We start from the raw sequence: 21,976 nt of genomic DNA on the forward strand, positions 1-21,976 counted from the left end.
CACGACACTCGGCGGCGGACGCTCACGCGTCCGCCGCCACCTCGAAGGCCGCAACACAGAATTGCGAGCGACACCTGCGGGGGCAACCCGCGCCCGGGAGGACTGAAGCCAATGACGACGTCTATCGCCGAAGGAACTCTCGACAGCCGGATCACCACGGCGGAGCCTTCGGTCAGTGATTTTCTCGAGCTGATGAAGCCGCGCGTGATGTCGCTCGTGGTCTTTACGTCGCTAGCCGGACTTTTTGCAGCGCCCGGCCAATTGCATCCGGTGCTGGCCGTGATCGCGGTCATCTGCATCGCCGTCGGCGCTGGCGCGTCGGGCGCTCTCAACATGTGGTACGACGCCGACATCGATGCGCGCATGGCGCGCACGGCGGCGCGGCCCATTCCGCGCGGTCGCGTGACCGCCGACGAAGCGCTGGCCTTCGGCTCGGTGCTGTCGGTCGTGTCGGTGCTGACGCTCGGCGTTCTGGTCAACTGGGTTGCGGGCGGGCTGCTCGCGCTCACCATCGCCTACTACGTGTTCTTCTATACGATGTGGCTGAAGCGGCGGACGCCGCAGAACATCGTGATCGGCGGGGCCGCGGGTTCGTTTCCTCCGATGATCGGCTGGGCTGCCGTGACCGGTGGCGTGTCGATTGAGAGCGTGCTCATGTTCCTCATCATCTTCATGTGGACGCCGCCGCATTTCTGGGCGCTCGCGCTTTATCGCTGCCGTGACTACGAGCGCGTCGGCGTGCCGATGCTGCCAGTGGTCGCTGGACCCGACGAGACGCGCCGGCAGATCCTGCTCTATTCGCTCGCGCTCGTGCCGCTTGCCATCAGCCCTTACTTCATCGGGCTCGGCGGCATCGCGTATGCGGCCGTCTCCACGGTTCTCGGGCTGATCTTCCTCTATCTGGCTTTCAAGGTCTGGCGCGTGCGCGAAGGACGCGAAGGCGATCACGCGGCCAAGCAGCTCTTCGTGTTCTCGATCTTCTATCTGTTCCTCTTGTTCGCGGTGCTGCTCGGCGAGCACATCGCGCTCAAGTTCCAATAGTCTGGCTGACGTAGACAATCGAAGCGCAAGGAGACTCGGTGGCAGTGACGCAAGACCAGGACGAAAACACGAAGCGCCTTCAGCGCCAGCGTCTCCGTTCCGTGGCGATTGCGCTCGGTCTCGGCTTTCTCGTGCTGCTGTTCTACGCGGCGACGATCGTGCGGATGGGAAACTAGTTTTGTTCGGTCGCGCTTCGATCGAGACGGGTTCTACCGGATCAGAAGCGCTTCAACCGGCCAGGAGTTGACGTGACGGCAGACGACGACAGCACAAGGCCCGCTCCGGCGGCCAAAGGCGTAAAGCCCGATCCCGTACGGCGCGGCACCAACCGCGGCGTCGTGCTGACGTGCGTCGTGGCGCTGCTGGCCATGGGCGGAATGACGTGGGCGGCCGTGCCGCTCTATCGGCTGTTCTGCCAGGTGACGGGCTACGGCGGCACGACCATGCGCGCCGACAAGGCGCCGGACGCTGTCGGCCAGCGCAAGATCATCATCCGTTTCGACGCCAACGTGTCGCCCGGCATGGCCTGGGAGTTCCAGCCCGTGCAGCGGACGATGGAGGTCAAGGTTGGCGAGAACGCGCTGGCCTTCTACAAGGCGCACAATACGTCGGCGCATGCCATCACGGGGTCGGCGACCTACAACGTATCGCCGGATATCGCGGGGGCGTATTTCAGCAAGATCGAGTGCTTCTGCTTTACGGAGCAAACGCTTGCAGCCGGCGAGAGCGTCGAGATGCCGTTGTCGTTCTTCGTCGATCCTTCGATCGAGAACGACCGCGATGCGTCGCTCGTGAAAGAGATCACGCTGTCCTACACCTTCTATCCGATCGACGGGACCGGGGCGAAAGCCGAGGTCAAGACGGGCGAGGCGGGAAAGGGCGGATGAGTTTTTCCGGTGACGGGCACTCGTCGCCGGTACGAGACGAACGGATCGAAGCGTTCCGCCGATTGGCGCTGGACCTTCGATCTGACGGAACCCCGGGGCCGCAAGCCTCGGGTTAAAGGACGGGCCGAGACACGCGCCGCCGAACTGATCTTCTGGGATCATGGGCGCGGGGCGTGAGGAGGCCGGGGGAAAATAAAGCGAACGGGGATTTACGGAGACGAAAATGGCCCAAGCGCACGGCAAGCAACACGACTATCACCTGCTCGACCCGAGCCCGTGGCCGATTACGGCTTCGCTCTCGGCGTTCGTGACGGCCATCGGAGCGGTCATCTGGATGCGCTCTCTGGGCGAAGGCGCAACCGGCCTGTTCGGCGTGCACGGACCTTGGGTTTTCGCCCTCGGCTTCCTGGGTCTCGTCGGCACGGCCACCCTGTGGTGGCGCGACGTCATCATCGAAGCGAACCGCGGCGACCATACGCCGGTCGTGCAGCTGCACCTCCGTTACGGCGTTCTGCTGTTCATCGCGTCGGAAGTGATGTTCTTCGTGGCCTGGTTCTGGGCCTACTTCGACTTCGCGTTGTTCCCGGCTGACATCTATACGCCCGACAACGTCAAGGAAGCGCTCGGCATGGTTCAGCGCAACACGCTGTTCGGCGGACAGTGGCCGCCGGTGCCGGTCGAGTCGACCGATGCCGTCATTCCCGCCACGGGCGCGCCCGTCAACGGCTACTTCAAGGGCACGTTCGACCCTTGGGGCATTCCGTTCGTCAACACGCTGATCCTGCTCCTGTCGGGCGTCACCGTGACGTGGGCGCACCACGCGCTGCTCAAGAACGATCGCCGCGGTCTCGTGCTCGGCCTTCTCGCCACCGTCATCCTCGGCGCCATCTTCACCGCGCTGCAGGCTTACGAGTACATGCACGCCGCCTTCACCTTCGGCGGTCACGCCTACGGCTCGGCGTTCTTCATGGCGACCGGCTTCCACGGCGCGCACGTCATCATCGGCACGATCTTCCTGCTCGTGTGCCTGGTGCGTGCAATTCGTGGCGCCTTCACGCCGCAGCAGCATTTCGGTTTCGAAGCCGCTGCCTGGTACTGGCACTTCGTCGACGTCGTCTGGCTGTTCCTGTTCGCCTCCATCTACATCTGGGGCGCAGGCGCTAACCCGGGCGTTGGCCACTAAGGCTTTGCCGGTGGATCTAGGAACGAGCGAGGGGCTGGACTTGCGTCCGGCCCCTTTGCATTTCAGGCATCGCCTCGCAGACGCGGCGAGCATCCGGGAGGGGTCATGACCGGGCAAGACGAGCGACATGCCGGGACGTCGGGCGGACGTGGGTTGCCGGGCGTGCTTCTGTCGGGGCTGCTGGCGCGGTGCCCGCGCTGCGGGGGCGGCGCGTTGTTCCGGAACGGGCTGATGCTGCGGCCGAAGTGCGAGAGATGCGACCTCGACTATGCGTTCATCGACACCGGAGACGGCCCGGCGGTGTTTGCAATCCTCATCCTCGGGTTCGTGGTGCTCGGGGCGGCGCTGTTCGTGGAGTTCAGGTTCGGGCCTCCGGTCTGGGTCCATGCGCTGTTGTGGGGCATTCTCACGCCGTTGTTCGCGTTCGCGCTGCTGAGATTTCTCAAGGCGACGCTGATCGGACTGCAATGGCTGCACAAGGCGGAAGAGGGCCGGCTGGCGAAGGACTGAAGCATGACGACGGAGAACAGCGCGGGCGCGCTCGCCGGGTGGCGCAGCCTGTTGTGGCCGGGACTGATGACGCTCGTGTCGCTGCCGATCCTGATCGGGCTCGGCGTCTGGCAGCTCGAGCGGCTGGCGTGGAAGGAAGGGCTGATCGCCTCGATCGCGGCAGAGGTCGGCAAGGCGCCGCTGCCCTTGGAACAGCCGGCAGATGCGTGGAAGACGCTCGAAACAGAAGAATATCGCCCGGTGTCGGTCAGGGGGCGTTTCCGGCATGCGGATGAGCGCCACCTCTTCGCGTCGGCCGACGGGGCAACAGGCTGGCACGTCTACACGCCGCTCGAGACCGAGGGCGGCCATGTGCTGTTCGTCAATCGCGGCTTCGTGCCCGACACGATGAAGGACGCGGCAACGCGCGCATCGGGGCAGGTGGACGGCGTGGTGGAGGTACGTGGGCTTTTGCGCAAGCCCGGCGTCCACGGCTGGTTCGAGCCGGACGCGGACCTCGCCCGCAACGTCTGGTATTGGCGCGATCTCCCGGGGTTGACGGCGTCGCTCGGCAGCGATGTCGATCCGGCCAAGGTGCTGCCGTTCTTCGTCGATGCGCTGGCCGAGCCGGCCAATCCCGGCGGCTGGCCGAAGGGCGGCGTGACGCGGCTCGAAATCCCCAATCGCCACATGGAATACGCGCTGACGTGGTTTGGTCTAGCGGCTACGCTGGTGGTGATTTTCGCGGTTTTTGCCTGGCCGCGGCTGGGGCGCCGGAGCGCGCCTTGATCCCGGGCGGGGCGACCGTTACAGCGTTAGAATGGCCGCGCGCCATGGCGGCCCTACAACCCAGGATTTCGAAGACGTGACCTACATCTCCACCCGGGGCGAAGCGCTTTCGCTGACGTTCGAAGACGTGCTGCTCAACGGTCTCGCGCGTGACGGCGGCCTCTATCTGCCGGACGTCTGGCCGACGCTTTCGGCCGAGACCATCGCGGGCTTCGCCGGAAAGCCGTTCGCGGACGTCGCGACCGAGGTGATCCTGCCGTTCACGCAGGGCTCCATCGATCGCGCCACGCTGCATGAGATGGCGGCCGATGCCTACAGCCGGTTCGATCATCCTGCCGTGACGCCGCTGGTGCAGATCGATCGCAACCGGTGGGTGCTCGAACTGTTTCACGGCCCGACGCTGGCGTTCAAGGACGTCGCGATGCAGCTCCTGGCGCGGCTCATGGATCATGCGCTGTCAAAGCGGGGACAGCGCGCGACCATCGTCGGCGCGACGTCCGGCGATACGGGCGGGGCGGCGGTCGAAGCTTTCCGCGGCTCGAAGCGTGTGGACGTGATTGTGCTGTTTCCAGATGGGCGCGTCTCGGATGTTCAGCGCCGCATGATGACGACGCCGACGGACGCCAACGTGCACGCGGTCGCCATCAAGGGCACGTTCGACGATTGCCAGGCGCTCGTGAAGGCGATGTTCAACGATCACGCCTTCCGCGATCGGATGAGCCTGTCGGGCGTCAACTCGATCAACTGGGCGCGCATCGTGGCGCAGGTGACGTACTATTTCGTCGCCGCGGCTGCGCTCGGCGCGCCGCACCGGCCGATGCGGTTCGCCGTGCCGACCGGAAATTTCGGCGACATCCTGGCCGGCTGGGTGGCGAAGCGCATGGGGCTGCCGATCGACCAGCTCGTGATTGCGTCGAACGCCAACGACATCCTGCCGCGCGCGCATGCGACCGGCGTGTACGAGATGCGCTCGGTCGTGGAAACCTCGTCGCCGTCGATGGACATTCAGATCTCATCGAACTTCGAGCGCTTTCTGTTCGAGGCGTCGGGCCGGGACGCGGGGTTCATTCGCGGGGCGATGGGTGCGCTCTCGCAGGGCGGCCGGTTCGAGCTCGGCGCGGCCGCAAAGCCGTTCGCGACGGAGTTCGGTGCGGTGGCGGCCGACGAGGCGCTCGTGGCGGAGACGATCCGACGGACCAGGGCGGCAACGGGCTACCTGCTCGATCCGCATACCGCCTGCGGCGTGGCGGCGCTCGAAGCGGCGTCGCCGCAATCGGCGAGCCCCGGCATCGTGCTTTCGACGGCGCATCCGGCCAAGTTCCCCGACGCGATGGAGAAGATCACCGGCGTGCGTCCCGCGTTGCCGCCCCGGCTCTCGACGCTGCTCGATGCGCCCGAGCGGTTCGAGGTGCTCGACAACGATGCCGCGGCGGTCAAGGCGTTCGTCGAACGGGCCGCGCGTCCGGCTACGGCTGGTGCGCAATGACGACGCAGATCACGCGTCTCGGCAACGGACTGACCATCGTCACCGACACCATGACGCATGTCGAGACGACATCGCTCGGCATCTGGGTCGGTGTCGGCGCGCGCCACGAGCAGCCGGCGGAAAACGGCATCTCGCATTTTCTCGAGCACATGTCGTTCAAGGGAACGGCGACGCGCTCCGCGCAGGCGATTGCCGAAGAGATCGAGGCGGTCGGCGGCGAATTGAACGCGGCGACGGGGCTCGAAACGACGGCCTACTTTGCTCGCGTCCTCAAGGGCGACGAGGGCGTCTCGATGGAGCTGATCGCCGACATTCTGCTCAATTCGAGTTTTTCGTCGGACGAACTCGAGCGTGAGCGCGAGGTCATCCTGCAGGAGATCGCCTCGACCCGCGACATGCCCGACGACATCGCGTTCGAGCTCGTCAACGAGGCGGCCTATCCGGGCCAGGCGGTCGGCCGCCCGATCCTCGGGCCCGCGGCGAACGTCAAACGGTTCTCGCCGGGCGACCTTTCGGCCTTTCTCGCCACCCACTATCTGCCCGGCTCGATGGTACTGTCGATCGTTGGGGACGTGCAGCACGAGACGCTCGTTCGCCACGCTGAGGCCCTATTCGGCGGGCTCACTTCGAAGCTCGTGAAAGCCCAGGAAGCAGCGCACTACCAGGGCGGAGTCCGGTGGCATCCCAAGCGCTTCGAACAGAGCCATCTGGTGCTCGGGTTCGAGGCGCCGTCCTATCGTGATCAAGCGTACTTTACGGCGCAGGTGTTCTCGGGGCTCTTGGGTGGGGGCATGTCGTCCCGGTTGTTCCAGGAAGCCCGCGAGAAGCGGGGGCTGTGCTATTCGATCTATTCGTCCGCGTGGAGCCTTAACGATACCGGGGTTCTGGCGGTGCATGCGGCGACGGGACCCGAAATGATGGCCAGCCTCATCGACATTACGTGCGGCGAGTTCGAGGATGTGGCGCGGCGCGGTCCGTCGACAGCAGAACTCAACCGGGCGAAAGCCCAGCTCAAGGCAGGGCTGCTAATGAGTCTCGAATCGTCATCGGCTCGCGCCGAGCAGATGGCCCGGCATCTGTTGGCGCACGGACGTATCATCGACCGTGACGAGTTGATCCAGAATGTCGACGCCGTGAGCGTCGAGGACGTCGGCCGATTTGCGCAACTCGTGCTCGCGCGGCCTCCGTCCGTGGCCGTCGTTGGCGCCGGCAAGGCGTCGCAACGGCTCGCAGTGCAAGCCGCCGACCGCGTCGCGCGCGGTTCGGCAAGCGCGGAGGCGAAGATAGCCTGATGGCGTTCCTGAGGGCCGGAAACTCGTCGGAGTGGGCGGTCATTCAGGGCCGCGGCGTCTGGCTGCGCCCGCCGCTCATGAGCGATTACGGTCCTTGGGCGGAACTGCGCGCGCAGGGCCGCGCGCATCTCGTGCCGTGGGAGCCGGCCTGGCCGCGCGATGACCTGACGAGAAGCGCCTATCGTCGCCGCATCCGCCACTACCAGCGCGAGGCTCGCGATGATCTCGGCTATGCGTTCCTGATTTTCGACAGTGACAGCGAGCGGCTCATCGGCGGGCTCACGCTCTCCAACGTGCGTCGCGGCGTCACGCAGTCTGCCATGCTCGGCTATTGGCTCGGGTTGCCTCACGTGGGCAAGGGCTTCATGACGCGCGCCGTCACCGCCGTGCTGCCGCATGCGTTCGAGCAGCTTCGTCTGCATCGCGTCGAGGCGGCTGCGCAGCCGACCAACCAGCGCTCCGTGGGCGTTCTCAAGCGGGCGGGCTTCGTCGAGGAAGGCCTCGCAAGGCGCTATCTCAAGATCAATGGCGTGTGGCAGGATCACCTCGTGTTCGCGATCCTCGCCGAGGATTGGATGGCGCGAGAGGTCCAATCGTGACGCGCCGCATGGCTCCCAACCTCAGAGCGGTCTTCCGCGCTTCAATCGCGGGGCGGATCGCTGCGTTTGCGGTGATGCTGCTGGCGTCGCTGGTTGCGGTGTCCGCGCCTGCGCTTGCGCTCAAGCCGATCGAGATCGGCCAGGACCAGGGGCGTCTCGACGTGACGCCGCTGGCGGATCTCTACGAAGGCCGTGGCGACAGCCTGCAGGTCGAAACGGCGGCCGGCGCGGATGGTCTCGCAAGCCGCATGTCGGTGTCGGCCGCAACGCCGGGCGACAATCCCAACTGGATCGTGTTCGCGCTCACCAACTCGACGGACAAGCCGGTGGAGCGCTGGCTTTCGGCGGCGCGCTACAGCGTGATCGGATCGGGCGTCGTGTGGCCGGATCTCGATGCTCAACGCATCGAGGCGATCACGCCGTCGGTGGGCTTCGTGCCGGAGCGCATCAAGAGCGACCGGGCGGACCTGTTCCGCATCACGCTCGAGCCGGGGCAGACCATCACTTACGTCGCGGAGCTTTCATCGGAGCGTTTTGCGCGCCTGCATCTGTGGAAGCCGCTCGACTACGAAATCCGCATTTCCGACCGCCAGCTTTTCAACGGCGTGCTGCTCGGGCTGACGGGCCTGATGGCGATCTTCCTGACGGCCATCTTCGCGGCCAACCACAAACTCGTGTTTCCGGCATCTGCGCTGGTGGCGTGGTGCGTACTTGCCCATCTCTGTGTCGACTTCGGCTTCTTCCATAAGCTGTTCCAGCTCAAGCCCGAGGCGAATGCTGTCTATCGCGCGGCGTCGGAGGCCGCGCTCGCGGCCAGCCTTGTGGTGTTCCTGCATGTGTTCCTCAGGCTCGCGCTGTGGCACGGGCTGATCCGCATGTTGATCACGGTGTGGCTGCTGGCGCAGTTCTCGCTGATCGCCGTCGCGATCATCGACCCGCGGCTGGCGGCCACGTTCGCGCGTCTCTCGTTCCTGTTCATCGGGTTGACGGGCACGGGCCTCATCCTGTTCCTCGCCTTGCGCGGCCAGGACCGCGCGCTCTCGCTCATCCCGACATGGATCCTGTTCCTCGTCTGGATCTTCGGGGCGGGCGTTGCGCTGACCGGCAAGCTGACAGGCGAAGCCGCCGTGTTCGGCCTCGTGTCCGGCATGGTTCTGATCGTGCTCTCGATCGGCTTTACGGTGACGCAGTATGCGTTCCGCTCGGTGGAGCCGCTGCATGGCGCGGCGCCGACGGAGCTGCAGGCGCGCTCGATTGCGGTCGATGCTTCGGGCGCGGCGGTCTGGGAATGGAACGCGCGCCGCGACGAGGTCAAGGTCAGCCAGTCGGTCGAGGCGCTGCTCGGGCTGTCGCCGGGGGATCTCTCGACGCGGACCGATGATTTCATGCGCCATCTTCATCCGGCCGACCGCGAGCGGTTCCGGCTGGCGCTGTTCACGGTGCAGGAGCGGCGCGACGGCAAGGTGTGCTGCGAGTTCCGTCTGCGGCAGGCCGACAACAACTATCGCTGGTTCGAGCTCGAAGCGGCCGGTGTGCCGGGCTCTGATCCGCGCTCGTTCAAATGCGTCGGCCTCGTGCGCGACGTGACCGACGCCAAGCGGGCGCACGAACGCCTCCTGCACGACGCCGTGCACGACAGCCTGACGGGGCTTCCGAACCGCGAGCTGCTGCTCGACCGTCTCGAAGTGGCGATGGTGCGCGCCAAGTCGGAGCCGCAAATCCGGCCGACCGCGCTGATCATCGACATCGACAAGTTCACGAGCCTCAGCTCGTCGCTCGGTCTCGTGCTCGGCGACAGCCTGCTGCTCACCATTGCGCGGCGCCTGCAGCGCCACCTCGGACCCAATGACACGCTGGGGCGCATTTCCGGCGATCGCTTCTGCCTGCTGTTGCTCGCCGACCAGCCGGTGGCGGAGCTGGCCCAGCATGCCGAACGCATCCGCCGTTCGCTGCGCTCGCCGATCAAGATTTCGGGCGAGGAGATCGTGCTGACGGGCTCGATCGGCATTGCCATCTTCGACGGCGAGGAATCGAACCACGCAGACCTGCTGAAGAAGGCCGAGATCGCCATGTTCCGCGCCAAGCGCGCGGGCGCCGACCGGATCGAAGTGTTCACGCCGGAGATGAAGGGCGACCAGGACGACCGCCACGCGCTCGAAGCCGAGCTTCGGCGCGCGCTCGAGAAAAACGCCGTGCGCGTTGCGTACTATCCGGTCGTCTACCTGCCGACCGAGGAGCTGGCGGGCTTCGAAGCGGTGGCGCGCTGGGATCATCCGCAGCTCGGCACCATCGATCCGTCGCAGTTCTCGCCGCTGTCCGAAGACAACGACCTGATCGCGCGGCTCGGCATCTATTTGCTGCAGAAGGCTTCGCGCGACGTGGTGGTCTGGCAGAAGGAATTCCCGCGCGGGGATTCACCGCTGTTTGCCAGCGTCAACATCTCGTGCCGCCATCTGTTCCGCCCCGACGTCATCCAGGAAGTGCGCCATATCCTCGGCCGCACGGTGGTGCCGAAGGGATCGCTGCGCATTGAAGTGACGGAGCAGGTGACGCTCGAAAATCCCGAGCAGTCGACGGAAGTGCTCGAATGGCTGCGCTCGTCCGGCGCTGAGATCGTGCTCGACGAATTCGGCACGGGGTATTCGTCGCTGTCCTATCTCGACCGGCTGCCGTTCGACAGCGTCAAGATCGATCAAGCGATCATGCAGGCGGGCGACGTCAAGGGCGGCAACGACAGCGTGCTGTTGCGCTCCATGGTGGCGCTCGGTCACGAGCTTGGAAAGAAAATCGTCGCCAAGGGCGTCGAGGCCGCGGGCGAAGTCAGCTTCCTGCGCTCCATCGAATGCGAATACGCGCAGGGGCCCTATTGCGGCGATGCGATCGCGGACACCGATGTGGTGCAGGTGCTCGCAACGGTGAAGACGTCGGAAAACAAGGTCAAGCCGGTCGGCGTGTTCCGGCCCAAGGCGCGCAAGAAGGCCGGCAAGCCGCAGGCTCCGCAGCAGCGGCCCGACGCCCAGCCCGGGATGGCGGCGGCGAATGGTCAGGCCGCTCCACCGCGCGCGAACGGGAAGGCAGAGCATGCCGCCAACGGACACGCCGCCAAAGGCGCGCCGAACGGACATGCCGCGAATGGCCACGCTTCAAACGGGCATGCTCAGAACGGACATGCTCCAAATGGGCATGTTCAAAATGGGCAGGGCGTGCCACCGGAGATCCAGCAGGGCGGCAACGGCAAGGGCGCACCGATGAAGCCCGCAGTCGCGGCTCCGCGCGATCCCGCGACCGGCGCGCTGGCCCGTGCGCAGGCGCGCCTGCGCGCTGAACAGCCCGCCTTCGGGCGCGCGCCGAACGGCGCACCGCCTGCCGCGCCTCAGCCGGGCGGAGCGCCGATGCAGGCTGCTCCTCAGGTTGGTCCGGGCCAGCCGATGCACGTGGGGTCTCCGCCTCCGCCGCCGTCCAACGGCGCGATGCCGCCGCAATTTGCGGGAGCGCCGGCTGTCGCTCCGCCGCCTGTTCCGCAGCCTCCGGTGGCAAGTCCCACCACGCGCCTGTCGGACGTTCTTCCGAATGTCGCTGCGCTCGACGCCACTCAGCGCCCGCCTGCCCGCGGAGCAGGGTTCCCAGATGCTCCGGCCGGCATGCCGCCAGTCGAGGCGCCGCCGCCGTTTGCGCGTGCGCCCGCGCCGCCGCCGGTTCAGCCGCCTCAGCTTCGCCCCGTCGATGCGCCGCCCTCGATGCCCGGCCCGCCACCTTCACCGGCCTGGCCCGCTCCGCATCAGGGTGCGCCGCCGCCTCTTCCGGGCGGGCCGCCGCGCGCCGCTCCGCCTCCGCCGCCCGCAGGCGATGTCGTGGCCCGTCCAGTGCTGGTTCAGCCGATGCCGCAGGGAGCGCCGCCGTCAGCTCCTGTCGCGCCTCCACCGCAGCCTGCCGGTGTCCGGCCGGCCGCGCCGCCGCAGATCAACACGGGCTTGGCGCCTCAGCCGATCCCGCCGGATTTCTCGAACCTGCCGCCCGCCATCGCCGAGAGCCTGGCGCGACTGGCCGGCGTAGCGCGCAAGCCCGGTTGAGCGCCGCCGCGTTCAGCGAGGCGTGACCGGCGCGTCGTTCCGCTGCGGGAGTTGGCGGAAGATCTCCTGTTTGGAAAGCGCCTTGCGCGCGAGCACGTGGGCGGCGCCAAACTGGCGTTGGAGCCAGTCTGCGCGGCTTTCCGCGTAGCCTATTTTTCGCAGCCGCAAACGCTCGAAGCGCATTGCCAAACGGAGTGACTAGGGGTATATACCCGCGTCATGGCGATCAATTGCTATTGCATTGCTCTTCGAAGAGCCGAGCGAAAGGTGACGTCGATTTACGACGAAGCCTTGAAGCCGGCCGGTGTGAATATCGCGCAGTTCAGCCTGCTGCGGGCCATCGACAGATCGATGCCGGTTTCGCTGAGCAAGCTTGGCAAGCTGACAGAGCTCGACCGCTCGACCGTTGGGCGAAATGTGCGGGTTCTATCTCGGATGGCTCTCGTCAAGATGCTTCACGGCGAAGATCAACGTGAGGCGGTGGTGGTGCTTACGGAAAAAGCGCGGGAAGCGCTGGTCGTTGGCGCGCCGCTATGGCTTGAGGCGCAACAGAAGATAGAAAACACGTTGGGCGTGACGATCGCGAAGCGTTTGAGAGGCCTTTCGCAAAGGCTTTGATATTTGAGTTTATGCGGGCATATACCCGGGTAGAGAGCGAGGTGCTTGCATGATCTCCGGCCGCGTTGCGTCCTGGCTCGAAGCCAGGAACATCCATTATGGTTGGGTTGTTGCGGGAACCACGTTCCTCACAATGCTCGCGACGGCTGGAGCCATGGGGTCTCCCGGCGTGTTGCTCGAGCCTCTCCAGCGTGATTTTGGCTGGCAGAACGCCGATATCTCTTTCGCGCTGGCGGTTCGGCTGGTGCTGTTCGGATTGATGGGGCCGTTTGCCGCCGCGTTGATGAACCGCTTCGGCGTCCGCACAGTTGCGATCGGCGCTCTACTGTTGATTTCGGTGGGGCTGGTCGGCTCATTGGCCATGATCTCGGTGTGGCAGCTCGTTCTCTTGTGGGGCGTCATCGTCGGCATCGGGACCGGCATGACGGCGCTCGTGCTCGGCGCAACGGTTGCCACACGGTGGTTTTCGCGACGGCGCGGTCTCGTCGTGGGTATGATGACCGCGAGCACCGCCACGGGTCAGCTCGTCTTCCTGCCGCTGCTTGCTGAGTTGACCGAGCGCATCGGGTGGCGCGTGGCGCTTCTTCTCGTGGTGGCGATCGTGCTTCTCGCGCTCTTAGCGGTCGTGCTTCTCATGCGTGACTATCCCGCCGACGTCGGTCTCCCGCCGTTTGGGGATCAAGAAATCGTCGAGCCGCCGAAGCAGGATCAAAGGCTTTTGTCCCTCCTCTCCTCTCCGCTGGTGGCGCTTCGCGAAGCGTCGCGCTCCTCGACGTTTTGGGTTCTGTTCCTGACCTTCTACGTTTGCGGTCTGAGCACGAACGGCCTGATCCAAACGCACTGGATATCGCTGTGCGGTGACTTTGGGATCGCGCCGGTCGGAGCCGCCGGCATGCTCGCCATGATCGGGATCCTGGATTTGATTGGGACGATTTTTGCGGGATGGCTCTCGGACCGCTATGACAACCGTTGGCTTCTATTCTGGTTTTATGGCTTGCGCGGTTTGTCGCTCCTGTATTTGCCCTTCAGCGATTTCACGATCATCGGCCTGTCGATCTTCGGCATCTTCTACGGTCTCGACTGGGTGGCGACCGTTCCTCCGACCGTCAAGCTCACGGTGGAACGTTTCGGCCCGGAGCGGGCGACCCTCACGTTCGGTTGGATTTTCGCCGGACATCAGCTTGGAGCGGCGACGGCCGCATTTGGCGCGGGGGCAACGCGCACCATCCTCGGCACCTATCTTCCGGCAATTTATGTGGCGGGCGCGATGTGCCTCGTCGCAGCGATGCTCGTCATTTCGATCAAGCCACTTGCGAAGCGCGAGCCTCGCCTCGGATTGGCGTGACTACTTGCGAGGGCGGGTGCTCCGTCATTTTGGGCCGGACGTGCGCGTGACATCATCAGGCGCGGTTAGGCGGAGCCACTCTTGATCAGGCGTGGCCACTCTAGGCGTGGCCTGTGTCGCTCACGAGATGCGATGGGTCGACGCCGATCTTGGCGAGGGCGCGGGTGTACTTTCCGTCGATGTCGGAATCGAACAGCAGGTTGACGTCGGCCGGGCAGTGCAGCCAGCCATTGGCCTGGATCTCGCTTTCGAGCTGACCGGCAGACCAGCCCGCATAGCCGAGCGCGAGAAGCGCGTGCGCGGGACCTTCACCGGTGGCGATCGCCTTCAGGATCTCGATCGAGGCGGTCAGGCTTACCTCGTGGTCGATCGGCAGCGTCGACTCGCTCGAATGATAGTCCGACGAATGCAGCACGAAGCCGCGCCCGGTCTCGACGGGGCCGCCGACGTGCACCTGCCGTTCCAGGATGTCGGCGGAGATGCCGTCCTCGGGAGAGCCCGTCGCGATGCCCAGGCGCTCCAGCAGGTCCGGGAAGTTGATGTGGTCGGCGCGATGATTGATGATCAGGCCCATTGCGCCGTCGTCGGAATGGGCACACATGTAGATGACCGAACGGGAAAACCGCCGATCCGTCATCAGAGGCATGGCAACGAGAAGCTGCCCCTTGAGAAAGCTGTCGCCGCGTTTTTTTCGTTTTGATTTCGATGTCGTCATCGAGAGAGATTATCTCCGCGGACCGCTGCCTGTGAAGCCGCGATTTCTTCCGATGTTGAGGGAACTTCCGTACGTGCGCGACGTCCTGATGCGACAATCTGCGAATGCTAAGGCGCGATTGCGGCTGAAAAATTCGCAGGCTGAACGAACCTCCCAACTGAAGAAGGCCGATGCGCCATGATGCGTTGCACGTTCTCGCGGGTCCATGTCGCGATGCTGGCGATATTTGTTTTCGGGCTGGCGGCTTCAAGCGCCGCGCCGCCGGCATCTGCGCTTTCTTCGTCCTGGGTGCCCGGCCACAAGGTCAAGGCGCGGCTCGTTGCGGGCCGGACGACGCCGTCGGACGGAAGCAAGCTGATGGCGTTCGTCGAGATCGTGCTCGAGCCAGGCTGGAAAACCTATTGGCGTTCGCCGGGTGACGCCGGGCTACCGCCGTCGCTCGACTGGTCGAAGTCCGGCAACGTCGCGTCGGCCGAGGTGCAGTACCCCGCGCCGCGGACCTTCACCGACAAATCCGGTCACACGGTCGGCTACGAGGGGACGGTGTTCCTGCCGATCGCGTTCACGCCGAAATCGCCCGGCGAGCTGGTGACGCTGGCGGTCGATGCGCATTACGGGATCTGCAAGGACATCTGCGTGCCGGTCGATGCGGAGCTGAAGCTCGACATTCCCGCGGGCGAGACGGCGCTTGCCCCGGCGGCGGCCCTCGTTGCCCTGGACCGCGTGCCCCGGCCCCAGGCGGGTGTGATTGACGGCGATCCGGTGCTGGTGCGCGGCGAGGCGCGGCTCGATGGAGAGCAGCCGAAAATGATTGTCGAGACCCGCTTTCCGGCGGGAGAGGCCGGCGCCGTCTATCTCGAGGCGTCGAATGGGCAGTTTCTGCCGATCCCGGACAAAGTTTCCGGCGGCGCGGACGGGGCGGCGGTTTTCGAACTGCCGCTCGGTGCGGACATCGACCTCAAGGCTCTCAAAGGTGCGACCGTGACCGCCACGCTCGTCGGCGAAACGGGCGCGTCCTATGCAACGTTTGTGGTGCCTTAAGCGCCAGTGCCGATCCGCGAGGCCCGACACCGATCCGTTGCAGCATGCCTATACATCTGACATTCAAGCCGACCAACACCAGAGGAGTGCGCGATGAGCATTAAAGTGGGCGACAAGCTGCCGGAGGCCAAGTTCACCGTCATGGGTGAGAGCGGGCCACGCCCTGCGCCATCCAGCGAGGTGTTCGCGGGGAAGAAGGTGGTGCTGTTCGCCGTTCCGGGCGCCTTCACGCCGACCTGCAGCGAGGCGCACCTGCCGGGCTTCGTCGGTCTCGCCGATGATCTCAAGGCGAAGGGCGTCGACACGGTGGCGTGCACGGCGGTCAACGACGTGTTCGTTCTGGCCGCCTGGTCCAAGGCGCGGGACGCCGGCGATATCACCATGCTGGCGGACGGAAACGCGGATTTTGCCAGGGCTCTGGGCCTGGATCTTGACCTCAGCGCGTTCGGATTGGGCACGCGCTCCAAGCGCTACGCGATGATTGTGACGGACGGCGTGGTCGATTACCTCGCGATCGAAGACAGTCCTCCCGAGCATATCAAGGCGACTGCTGACAAGGTTCTCGCATCCCTGTAAGTAAAAATCGAAAATCTATACTTCTGAATACTTGGTCTCGGTTCGGGTCAGTCTTGCTGCAGTGCGGTTGGACATATTGACGCGCTTGCGGGCCGTTTCCTTGTTTCTGCCTGGTACCCGTGCGACTGGCGCTTCGTTGAGTAAGCATTTAGTAAGCCATTTAGCATGGGGACCTCAGAGATGAGAAAGAACGTCTACGCCGTCGCGGCGAGTCTGTTTGTGTTCGCCGGCGCGACGTCTGCTGACGCGCGTCCGTCTCACGACTCGGCCCACGACCGCTGGAATCCATTCGTCCAGCATTCTTCTTCCGTCGCCAGCGCCGCCTCGAGCCGCGCAACGGCGCCGAGGGCCAACCGCGAGCGCACCGCGAACCGCGGGCGCAGCCAGCGCGTGCGTCATGCCCGCGCGAATTACGATTCCGCGCCGTCCTATTCGTCCAGCGCCGGCCGCCATGCGGCAGGTGGCCGTCCGCGCGCCTGGTGCGGCTGGTGGATGCGCACGCAACGCGGCGGTGGCGCTCACCTGAACGTCGCCTGGAACTGGAGCAAGTGGGGCAGCCCGAGCGGTCCGCAGGTCGGCGCCGTTGTCGTCTGGCGTCACCACGTCGGCGAGATCGTCGGCCGCGCGGCCAACGGTCAGTGGCTCGTCCGCTCCGGCAACGACGGCGGCGCAGTTCGCACGCGCGCCCGCTCGGTTGCTGGCGCTGTCTTCCGCATGGGCTAAGCCCGGCGGATCGACGCTCGTTACAAAGGGCCGTCCCGCCAAGTGGCTGGACGGCCTTTTTGCGTCTCGGTTCGCGTCTGAGTTTGGGGTGTGCCTGAGCTTGCGGGCCCGTGAGTGGCCGTCAGCGGACCTTGAATTCCGCCATGCCTTCCCGGGCGAGCTCGTCGGCGCGCTCGTTTTCAGGGTTCCCGGCGTGGCCCTTGACCCAATGCCAGGTCACCTTGTGGCGGGCCAGGGCCTGCTCGAGGCGCTGCCACAATTCGACGTTCTTGACGGGCTTCTTGTCCGCCGTGCGCCAGCCGTTGCGCTTCCAGCCATGGATCCAGCTCATGATGCCGTTCCGGACGTAGGAGCTGTCCGTGTAGAGGTCCGCCGTCACGCTCGCCTTCAGGGCTTCGAGGGCGGATATGGCCGCCATCAGCTCCATGCGGTTGTTGGTGGTCTGGGCTTCGCCGCCCTTCAGCTCCTTGCGGTGGTCGCCCCACATGAGGATGGCGCCCCAGCCGCCCGGCCCCGGGTTTCCGGAGCACGCGCCGTCCGTGTAGATCGTGACCGATTTACGCTCGTCGCTCATGTCAGGCGCGCTCCAGCCCGTATTCGGCCGGGGAGGTCACTTCCTGATGGAAGCGTAGCCGTCTCAGATAGGCATAAGGGTCGTGCGGCTTGACGAGGGCGTTCGGGTCCCGATGCAGCCAGTCGTGGGCGCGCGTCAGCAGGAAGCGCAGCGCCGCGCCCCGGGCCAGCGTGGGGAACGTCTCGTATTCGCCCGGCGTCAGGGGCCGCAGGCTCTGATAGCCCGCGAGAAGCGCCCGTGCCTTGGTGGCGTTGAAGGCGTAGTCCGCCTCGAAGCACCAGGCGTTGAGGCAGATGGCCAGGTCGTAGGCCAAGAAGTCGTTACAGGCGAAGTAGAAGTCGATCAGGCCCGACAGCTTCTCGCCGATGAAGAAGACGTTGTCGGGGAAGAGGTCGGCGTGAATGACACCCTCCGGCAGATTGCGTGGCCAGGCACGGTCGAGATAGGCCAGCTCATACGCAATGAGGGTGCCGAGCCCGCGGGAGACTTCGTCGCTGCGGTCGCCCAGGCGGTCGTAGAGGTCGTGCCAGCCTGTGAGGCCGAGCGCGTTGGACCGCTTGGCTTCGTAGCTCTGGCCGGCCAGATGCAGCTCGGCCAAGGCGCGGCCCACGGCTGCGCAGTGGGCCGGTTGCGGGCGACGTGGCCAGACGCCTTCAAGGAACGTGACGAGGGCTGCTGTGCGCCCGGAGATGTGGGTCAGGACTTCGCCCTGGCGATTACGGACGGGGAGTGGGCAGGAGATCTCGCGCCGGTTCAAATGCTCGAGCAGGCCGAGAAAGAACGGCAGGTCCGCCGTGTCGACGCGCCGCTCGTAGAGCGTCAGGATGTACGTTCCGGTGGTCGTGTGGACGACGTAGTTGGTGTTCTCCACCCCTTCGGCGATGCCCTTGTAGGAGAGCAGCGCCCCGAGGCCGTAGCTCTCGATGAGGCGCGATAGGTCGTCGTCCGTCACTTCCGTATAAACGGCCATGGCTTTGCGGTCTTCTCTGGCTCTGAGCGCGTGGCGCCGGACGGGGTGTGTGAGCTATCAGGCTTCGGCGGGCTCGCGCAACTCGCGCGGTACGTTGAAAGCGATGCGCTCGTTGGCGGTCGTGACCTGCTCTACCGCGATGTCGAAGCGCTGGGCGAGGGCGTCGAGGACCTCATCCACGAGCGTTTCGGGCGCAGATGCGCCGGCCGTCACGCCCACGGCGGATGCGCTGTCGAGCAAATTCCAGGGAATTTCGGCCGCGCGCTGGATGAGGATCGCCTTGGGGCATCCCGAACGCTCGGCCACCTCGACCAGGCGCAGGGAGTTGGACGAGTTCGGCGCGCCGACGACGATCGTCAGATCGACCTTGCCGGCGATCGCCTTGACGGCCGCCTGCCGGTTGGTCGTGGCGTAGCAGATGTCTTCCTTGTGGGGGCCGACGATTTCGGGGAAGCGCCGCTTCAGGATGGCCACGATCTCGGCCGTGTCGTCGACCGAAAGCGTGGTCTGGGTGACGTAGGCGAGGCGCGAGACGTCTTCGGGCGCGATCGTCTCGGCGTGGGCGGCCGATTCAATCAGCGTGACGGCGCCGGGCGGGAGCTGGCCCGTCGTGCCTTCCACTTCCGGATGGCCCGCGTGCCCGATCAGCAGGATCTTGCGGCCTTCGGCGAAGTGGCGCGTCGCTTCCGTGTGCACCTTGAAGACGAGCGGGCAGGTGGCGTCGATGGCGAACATGTTGCGAGATTTCGCAGCGCGCGGCACGGACTTGGGAACACCATGTGCTGAAAATATCACAGGCTGGGTGGTGTCCGGAATCTCGTCGAGCTCTTCCACAAAAACGGCACCTTTAGCCTTCAGGGACTCAACCACATACCGGTTGTGGACGATCTCGTGGCGCACATAGACGGGGGCCCCGAACTTGGCCAGAGCCAGCTCGACGATCTGGATGGCGCGGTCGACGCCGGCGCAGAAGCCGCGCGGGGCGGCCAGCAGGACCTTGAGGGCGCGGCGCTGCAGGTGATCGAGTTCGGGTTCGGGCGAAGACAAGAGGTTAGATCCTTCGGCACTTGCGGCATTGAGAGTGTGGGTCAAATCGAGGGGCCGCTTTGTGGTTCCTGGCAGGGGTGATACAGCTTGAGTCTGACCTTCAAAACGGACACTGCCAAGGCGGGGGCGGGCGCGACGGGATCGGGGGATCTCGCTCGGCGCAAGCAAGTTTCAGTGATTATGCGGATCGGAGTGGCATGGCGCAATCCGTCATGACGAAGGCATTCACGGCGCGAGCCATTGGCCTATGTGGAACCGTCATTGCCCTCGGCATGGCGGCTGCGCTCGGCGGGTGCGGCATGTCGTCCGTCACGTCCGGTCTCGGGTCGAGCATCTTCGGCAGCGGTTCGAGCACCGCTGAGCCGACGGTCAGCGAGGCCGAGCTGATGGCGGCCGCCAAGCAGGGCGGCGGCGATCCCTCGTCACTCGGCGGGGGAGAAGCCCAGCCGGGCTGCCCGCGCTTCGTCACCTGGCCGCGAGACAGCTACGTCACGATCTACGAGCCCGGCCGCGACGGCGACGGGCTGGCGATCATGCATCGCGGTGAAATCACACAGACGGCGCGCGAGTGCCAGATGAACGGTTCGCAGGTCACGGTGAAGTACGGCTTCTCCGGCCGCATCCTGCTCGGGCCGCGCGGCAAGTCCGGGCCGATCTCGCTGCCGATCAATGTGTTCGTGACGGACGCCAAGCGCGAGCGGATCACGACCGACAAGCTGCGCGTCGACGCGACGGTCGCGGTGGAAAATCCGATCGGATATTTCTCGGCCGTTCGCACGGTGACGTTCAACGTGCCCGAGGGTTCACGTCCCGGCGAGTTCGAGGTTTACGTCGGCTTCGACAGGCCGCCCCCGAAAGCGGGCTAGCCGGTTTCGCCTCCCAGCCATTTCCGTCTGCTAGTCGCGTTCTTCCGTTTGCTCGTCGCATTCGCCGGAAAGCTCGGCGTGCAGGGGGCGCATGCTGTCTCTGGCCCAGATGTCCTGCGAGTCAAAGATGGCCGTTGCGGGCCAGCGCGGGTCGGGCTCGGCGTAGCGGCTCCAGGTGAGATGCACTTCCGCGACGCGGCCGTCGGCGAGCGCGAAGAGCGCGTCGTCGGTGTCGGCGCGGCGTGCGATCAGGCGCGCGGACTTTCCAAACAGAACGTGGCGCGGCGAAACCTCGATCGCAAGCTGACGCACAAGACCGGCGGCAACCGTCTCGTCGTCCACGGCGTACCAGGGCTCCAGCCATTCGAAGGCAGTCATGCGCGGTGACCTCCGCTGCCGGGCGGGCTTGGCCGCGCTCAGGGCTTCTGGAAGACGGTCATCGAGATCAGGCCGCCGGGGGAGCCTGATTTCGGCGCGTAGTGGTAGACCAGAACGAGCAGGCGATCATTGCCGCCGCTCCAGGAGGTGATCGCCCACGGGCCTTCCACGTAGGCGGCGTCCGGCTTGCGCTCGATGAGCTTCTGCATTTCAGCCGAGACGGACGCGGGCGGCGTCTTGTCGTTGGGCAGCACGAGGCTGCACGCGAAGTTCGTCGCGTCCTCGTATTTCGGAAAATCGGCCTTCGACTGGTCGTCCATCGGGCTCTTGGTGATGGCGAGCGAGTAGGTGCCGGCGCCGGACGTCAGCGTCCAGGCCTTGAGGATTTCCGGTGCGACCGCGGGGCGGAATGCGTCGAGGTCCTTGCCGGTGATCGGCTGCCACGTGCTGTCGGCCTGTGCCTCGACGCGTGCGATCTCGGGCATGGTGCCGTAGCAGAGGCGATCGAAGAGGCGCACGCTGGCGGCGGCCCCGTCCTGGGCGCGCGCGAGCGTTGGTGCGGCGAGCGCCAGGATCAGCAGGGACGCCAAGGCCGTCATGCGTCGTCGTGCGATGAGCTTCATCTCGCTGTTCATGTCGATCTCGTATCCGCGCTGGCGATTGCTCAGCGGGCGTAGCACATTTTTCCGGCGATCGCTTTTCCGGCCACCGCGTTGTGTCTCAGGGCACAAAAAAAACCGGGCACGTGGCCCGGTTTTTCGAAAGGTCGTTGATCAAGGCAGCGGGCAGCTCAGTTGAGCTTGCCCTTGAGGTCGCGAATGGCGGTCTCGGCGAGCGAAACGCCCGCTTCGCCGGCCATCTTGGCCTTGAGAATGCCCTCGGAGGCTTTGACGGCCAGATCGACTGCCGCAGCGCGGACGTCGCTGATGGCCTGGGCTTCCGCGCGGGCGATCTTTTCCTCGGCCGACTTGGTGCGGCGCTCGACCTGCTCTGCCAGCGAACGGCGCGTTTCGGCGGCAAGGCTTTCGGCCTCGCGCTTGGCGGCGTCGATGATCGACTTTGCTTCGTCCTCGGCCTCACGCGCCTTGCGCTGGTAGTCAGCGAGGAGCTGCTGGGCCTCGTCGCGCAGGCGGCGGGCTTCGTCGAGCTCGGTGCGGATGGCATTGGCGCGCGCATCGAGTGCGCGGCCGATGATGCCGGGAACGCCTTTCCAGATGAGCAGTCCCATAAACAGCAGGAACGAGATCATCACCCAGAATTCAGGATAGCCGGGGTTCAGCATACTCG

General features: G+C 65.6%; 23 protein-coding genes. 16 read left to right on the forward strand and 7 right to left on the reverse strand.

Annotated features, from left to right (window positions below; translation table 11 throughout):
- Window positions 1-111 precede the first annotated feature (111 nt).
- From K2Y42_RS17245 to K2Y42_RS17300, 12 genes are all read left to right on the forward strand, one after another.
- On the forward strand, window positions 112-1,041 hold the full coding sequence (locus K2Y42_RS17245; protein WP_291154713.1) for a heme o synthase: 930 nt from the start codon (window positions 112-114) through the stop codon (window positions 1,039-1,041).
- Window positions 1,042-1,079: 38 nt separating this feature from the next.
- On the forward strand, window positions 1,080-1,217 hold the full coding sequence (locus K2Y42_RS17250) for a hypothetical protein (RefSeq protein ID WP_291154715.1): 138 nt from the start codon (window positions 1,080-1,082) through the stop codon (window positions 1,215-1,217).
- 72 nt (window positions 1,218-1,289) lie between these two features.
- A complete protein-coding gene (locus tag K2Y42_RS17255) occupies window positions 1,290-1,928 on the forward strand; it encodes a cytochrome c oxidase assembly protein (protein WP_291154717.1) in 639 nt (212 codons plus the stop codon).
- 223 nt (window positions 1,929-2,151) lie between these two features.
- Window positions 2,152-3,111 carry a cytochrome c oxidase subunit 3 gene (locus tag K2Y42_RS17260; RefSeq protein ID WP_291154718.1) on the forward strand — a complete coding sequence of 320 codons (960 nt, stop codon included), beginning with the start codon at window positions 2,152-2,154 and terminating at the stop codon, window positions 3,109-3,111.
- Between the two features lie 105 nt (window positions 3,112-3,216).
- Entirely contained in the window at window positions 3,217-3,621 is a 405-nt protein-coding gene (locus K2Y42_RS17265; protein ID WP_291154719.1) for a DUF983 domain-containing protein, read from the forward strand.
- Between the two features lie 3 nt (window positions 3,622-3,624).
- A complete protein-coding gene (locus tag K2Y42_RS17270) occupies window positions 3,625-4,389 on the forward strand; it encodes an SURF1 family protein (RefSeq protein WP_291154720.1) in 765 nt (254 codons plus the stop codon).
- Window positions 4,390-4,420: 31 nt separating this feature from the next.
- Window positions 4,421-5,875 carry a threonine synthase gene (gene thrC / locus K2Y42_RS17275; protein WP_291154722.1) on the forward strand — a complete coding sequence of 485 codons (1,455 nt, stop codon included), beginning with the start codon at window positions 4,421-4,423 and terminating at the stop codon, window positions 5,873-5,875.
- Window positions 5,872-7,167, forward strand: a complete 1,296-nt coding sequence (locus tag K2Y42_RS17280) for a pitrilysin family protein (RefSeq protein ID WP_291154724.1) — start codon at window positions 5,872-5,874, stop codon at window positions 7,165-7,167. The genes thrC and K2Y42_RS17280 overlap by 4 nt, the downstream gene beginning before the upstream one ends.
- Window positions 7,167-7,766 (forward strand): GNAT family protein, encoded by a 600-nt coding sequence (locus K2Y42_RS17285; RefSeq protein WP_291154726.1) that lies wholly within the window; start codon window positions 7,167-7,169, stop codon window positions 7,764-7,766. The genes K2Y42_RS17280 and K2Y42_RS17285 overlap by 1 nt, the downstream gene beginning before the upstream one ends.
- The gene (locus K2Y42_RS17290; protein WP_291154728.1) at window positions 7,763-11,836 is read left to right on the forward strand and encodes an EAL domain-containing protein; all 4,074 of its coding nucleotides are present in this window, start codon (window positions 7,763-7,765) and stop codon (window positions 11,834-11,836) included. The genes K2Y42_RS17285 and K2Y42_RS17290 overlap by 4 nt, the downstream gene beginning before the upstream one ends.
- A gap of 219 nt (window positions 11,837-12,055) precedes the next feature.
- Window positions 12,056-12,454 carry a winged helix DNA-binding protein gene (locus K2Y42_RS17295; protein WP_291154731.1) on the forward strand — a complete coding sequence of 133 codons (399 nt, stop codon included), beginning with the start codon at window positions 12,056-12,058 and terminating at the stop codon, window positions 12,452-12,454.
- Window positions 12,455-12,503: 49 nt separating this feature from the next.
- Entirely contained in the window at window positions 12,504-13,799 is a 1,296-nt protein-coding gene (locus K2Y42_RS17300) for an MFS transporter (protein WP_291154735.1), read from the forward strand.
- Between the two features lie 100 nt (window positions 13,800-13,899).
- On the opposite strand, the gene K2Y42_RS17305 is transcribed toward K2Y42_RS17300, so the two are convergent.
- Complete coding sequence (locus K2Y42_RS17305) at window positions 13,900-14,514, reverse strand: YqgE/AlgH family protein (RefSeq protein WP_291154737.1); 615 nt, start codon at window positions 14,512-14,514, stop codon at window positions 13,900-13,902.
- Between the two features lie 177 nt (window positions 14,515-14,691).
- Between K2Y42_RS17305 and K2Y42_RS17310 the strand changes: the two genes are divergently transcribed.
- The 3 genes from K2Y42_RS17310 to K2Y42_RS17320 all read left to right on the forward strand — a co-directional run bounded on the left by K2Y42_RS17310 (window position 14,692) and on the right by K2Y42_RS17320 (window position 16,854).
- The gene (locus K2Y42_RS17310; protein WP_291154740.1) at window positions 14,692-15,555 is read left to right on the forward strand and encodes a protein-disulfide reductase DsbD domain-containing protein; all 864 of its coding nucleotides are present in this window, start codon (window positions 14,692-14,694) and stop codon (window positions 15,553-15,555) included.
- Window positions 15,556-15,648: 93 nt separating this feature from the next.
- Window positions 15,649-16,131 carry a peroxiredoxin gene (locus K2Y42_RS17315; protein WP_291154743.1) on the forward strand — a complete coding sequence of 161 codons (483 nt, stop codon included), beginning with the start codon at window positions 15,649-15,651 and terminating at the stop codon, window positions 16,129-16,131.
- A 180-nt stretch (window positions 16,132-16,311) separates the two neighbouring features.
- Window positions 16,312-16,854: a hypothetical protein gene (locus K2Y42_RS17320; RefSeq protein ID WP_291154745.1), complete on the forward strand. Its 543-nt coding sequence runs from the start codon at window positions 16,312-16,314 to the stop codon at window positions 16,852-16,854.
- 121 nt (window positions 16,855-16,975) lie between these two features.
- Here the strand turns inward: K2Y42_RS17320 and rnhA are convergent, their stop codons facing one another.
- Genes rnhA through ispH form a run of 3 tightly spaced genes read right to left on the reverse strand, consistent with a single transcriptional unit; the run spans window position 16,976 to window position 19,415 of the window.
- Window positions 16,976-17,428 (reverse strand): ribonuclease HI, encoded by a 453-nt coding sequence (gene rnhA / locus K2Y42_RS17325; RefSeq protein ID WP_291154747.1) that lies wholly within the window; start codon window positions 17,426-17,428, stop codon window positions 16,976-16,978.
- A gap of 1 nt (window position 17,429) precedes the next feature.
- Window positions 17,430-18,398: a homoserine kinase gene (locus K2Y42_RS17330; RefSeq protein ID WP_291154749.1), complete on the reverse strand. Its 969-nt coding sequence runs from the start codon at window positions 18,396-18,398 to the stop codon at window positions 17,430-17,432.
- Window positions 18,399-18,455: 57 nt separating this feature from the next.
- Window positions 18,456-19,415, reverse strand: coding sequence for a 4-hydroxy-3-methylbut-2-enyl diphosphate reductase (gene ispH, locus K2Y42_RS17335; RefSeq protein ID WP_291154854.1), 960 nt, complete (start codon window positions 19,413-19,415; stop codon window positions 18,456-18,458).
- Between the two features lie 227 nt (window positions 19,416-19,642).
- Here ispH and K2Y42_RS17340 point away from each other — a divergent pair, with 227 nt between their 5' ends.
- Complete coding sequence (locus K2Y42_RS17340; RefSeq protein ID WP_291154751.1) at window positions 19,643-20,311, forward strand: hypothetical protein; 669 nt, start codon at window positions 19,643-19,645, stop codon at window positions 20,309-20,311.
- Window positions 20,312-20,341: 30 nt separating this feature from the next.
- Here K2Y42_RS17340 and K2Y42_RS17345 read toward each other — a convergent pair whose 3' ends face one another.
- The 3 genes from K2Y42_RS17345 to K2Y42_RS17355 all read right to left on the reverse strand — a co-directional run bounded on the left by K2Y42_RS17345 (window position 20,342) and on the right by K2Y42_RS17355 (window position 21,971).
- The gene (locus K2Y42_RS17345; protein WP_291154752.1) at window positions 20,342-20,689 is read right to left on the reverse strand and encodes a hypothetical protein; all 348 of its coding nucleotides are present in this window, start codon (window positions 20,687-20,689) and stop codon (window positions 20,342-20,344) included.
- Window positions 20,690-20,727: 38 nt separating this feature from the next.
- On the reverse strand, window positions 20,728-21,324 hold the full coding sequence (locus K2Y42_RS17350; RefSeq protein ID WP_291154754.1) for a hypothetical protein: 597 nt from the start codon (window positions 21,322-21,324) through the stop codon (window positions 20,728-20,730).
- 155 nt (window positions 21,325-21,479) lie between these two features.
- Window positions 21,480-21,971 (reverse strand): F0F1 ATP synthase subunit B, encoded by a 492-nt coding sequence (locus K2Y42_RS17355; protein ID WP_291154755.1) that lies wholly within the window; start codon window positions 21,969-21,971, stop codon window positions 21,480-21,482.
- Window positions 21,972-21,976: the final 5 nt, after the last annotated feature.

This window comes from Hyphomicrobium sp. (assembly GCF_019744875.1).
GTDB lineage: Bacteria > Pseudomonadota > Alphaproteobacteria > Rhizobiales > Hyphomicrobiaceae > Hyphomicrobium_C.

Excerpts from the sequence above, each read along its gene's own strand:
- K2Y42_RS17270 (WP_291154720.1), top strand. The coding sequence starts at position 3,625 with ATGACGACGGAGAACAGCGCGGGCGCGCTCGCCGGGTGGCGCAGCCTG.
- K2Y42_RS17295 (WP_291154731.1), top strand. The coding sequence starts at position 12,056 with ATGGCGATCAATTGCTATTGCATTGCTCTTCGAAGAGCCGAGCGAAAG.
- K2Y42_RS17350 (WP_291154754.1), bottom strand. The coding sequence starts at position 21,324 with ATGAACAGCGAGATGAAGCTCATCGCACGACGACGCATGACGGCCTTG.
- K2Y42_RS17280 (WP_291154724.1), top strand. The coding sequence starts at position 5,872 with ATGACGACGCAGATCACGCGTCTCGGCAACGGACTGACCATCGTCACC.
- K2Y42_RS17260 (WP_291154718.1), top strand. The coding sequence starts at position 2,152 with ATGGCCCAAGCGCACGGCAAGCAACACGACTATCACCTGCTCGACCCG.
- K2Y42_RS17355 (WP_291154755.1), bottom strand. The coding sequence starts at position 21,971 with ATGCTGAACCCCGGCTATCCTGAATTCTGGGTGATGATCTCGTTCCTG.
- thrC (WP_291154722.1), top strand. The coding sequence starts at position 4,421 with ATGGCCGCGCGCCATGGCGGCCCTACAACCCAGGATTTCGAAGACGTG.
- rnhA (WP_291154747.1), bottom strand. The coding sequence starts at position 17,428 with ATGAGCGACGAGCGTAAATCGGTCACGATCTACACGGACGGCGCGTGC.
- K2Y42_RS17340 (WP_291154751.1), top strand. The coding sequence starts at position 19,643 with ATGGCGCAATCCGTCATGACGAAGGCATTCACGGCGCGAGCCATTGGC.
- K2Y42_RS17300 (WP_291154735.1), top strand. The coding sequence starts at position 12,504 with ATGATCTCCGGCCGCGTTGCGTCCTGGCTCGAAGCCAGGAACATCCAT.
- K2Y42_RS17320 (WP_291154745.1), top strand. The coding sequence starts at position 16,312 with ATGAGAAAGAACGTCTACGCCGTCGCGGCGAGTCTGTTTGTGTTCGCC.
- K2Y42_RS17285 (WP_291154726.1), top strand. The coding sequence starts at position 7,167 with ATGGCGTTCCTGAGGGCCGGAAACTCGTCGGAGTGGGCGGTCATTCAG.
- K2Y42_RS17245 (WP_291154713.1), top strand. The coding sequence starts at position 112 with ATGACGACGTCTATCGCCGAAGGAACTCTCGACAGCCGGATCACCACG.
- K2Y42_RS17330 (WP_291154749.1), bottom strand. The coding sequence starts at position 18,398 with ATGGCCGTTTATACGGAAGTGACGGACGACGACCTATCGCGCCTCATC.
- K2Y42_RS17305 (WP_291154737.1), bottom strand. The coding sequence starts at position 14,514 with ATGACGACATCGAAATCAAAACGAAAAAAACGCGGCGACAGCTTTCTC.
- K2Y42_RS17310 (WP_291154740.1), top strand. The coding sequence starts at position 14,692 with ATGATGCGTTGCACGTTCTCGCGGGTCCATGTCGCGATGCTGGCGATA.
- K2Y42_RS17265 (WP_291154719.1), top strand. The coding sequence starts at position 3,217 with ATGACCGGGCAAGACGAGCGACATGCCGGGACGTCGGGCGGACGTGGG.
- K2Y42_RS17345 (WP_291154752.1), bottom strand. The coding sequence starts at position 20,689 with ATGACTGCCTTCGAATGGCTGGAGCCCTGGTACGCCGTGGACGACGAG.
- K2Y42_RS17315 (WP_291154743.1), top strand. The coding sequence starts at position 15,649 with ATGAGCATTAAAGTGGGCGACAAGCTGCCGGAGGCCAAGTTCACCGTC.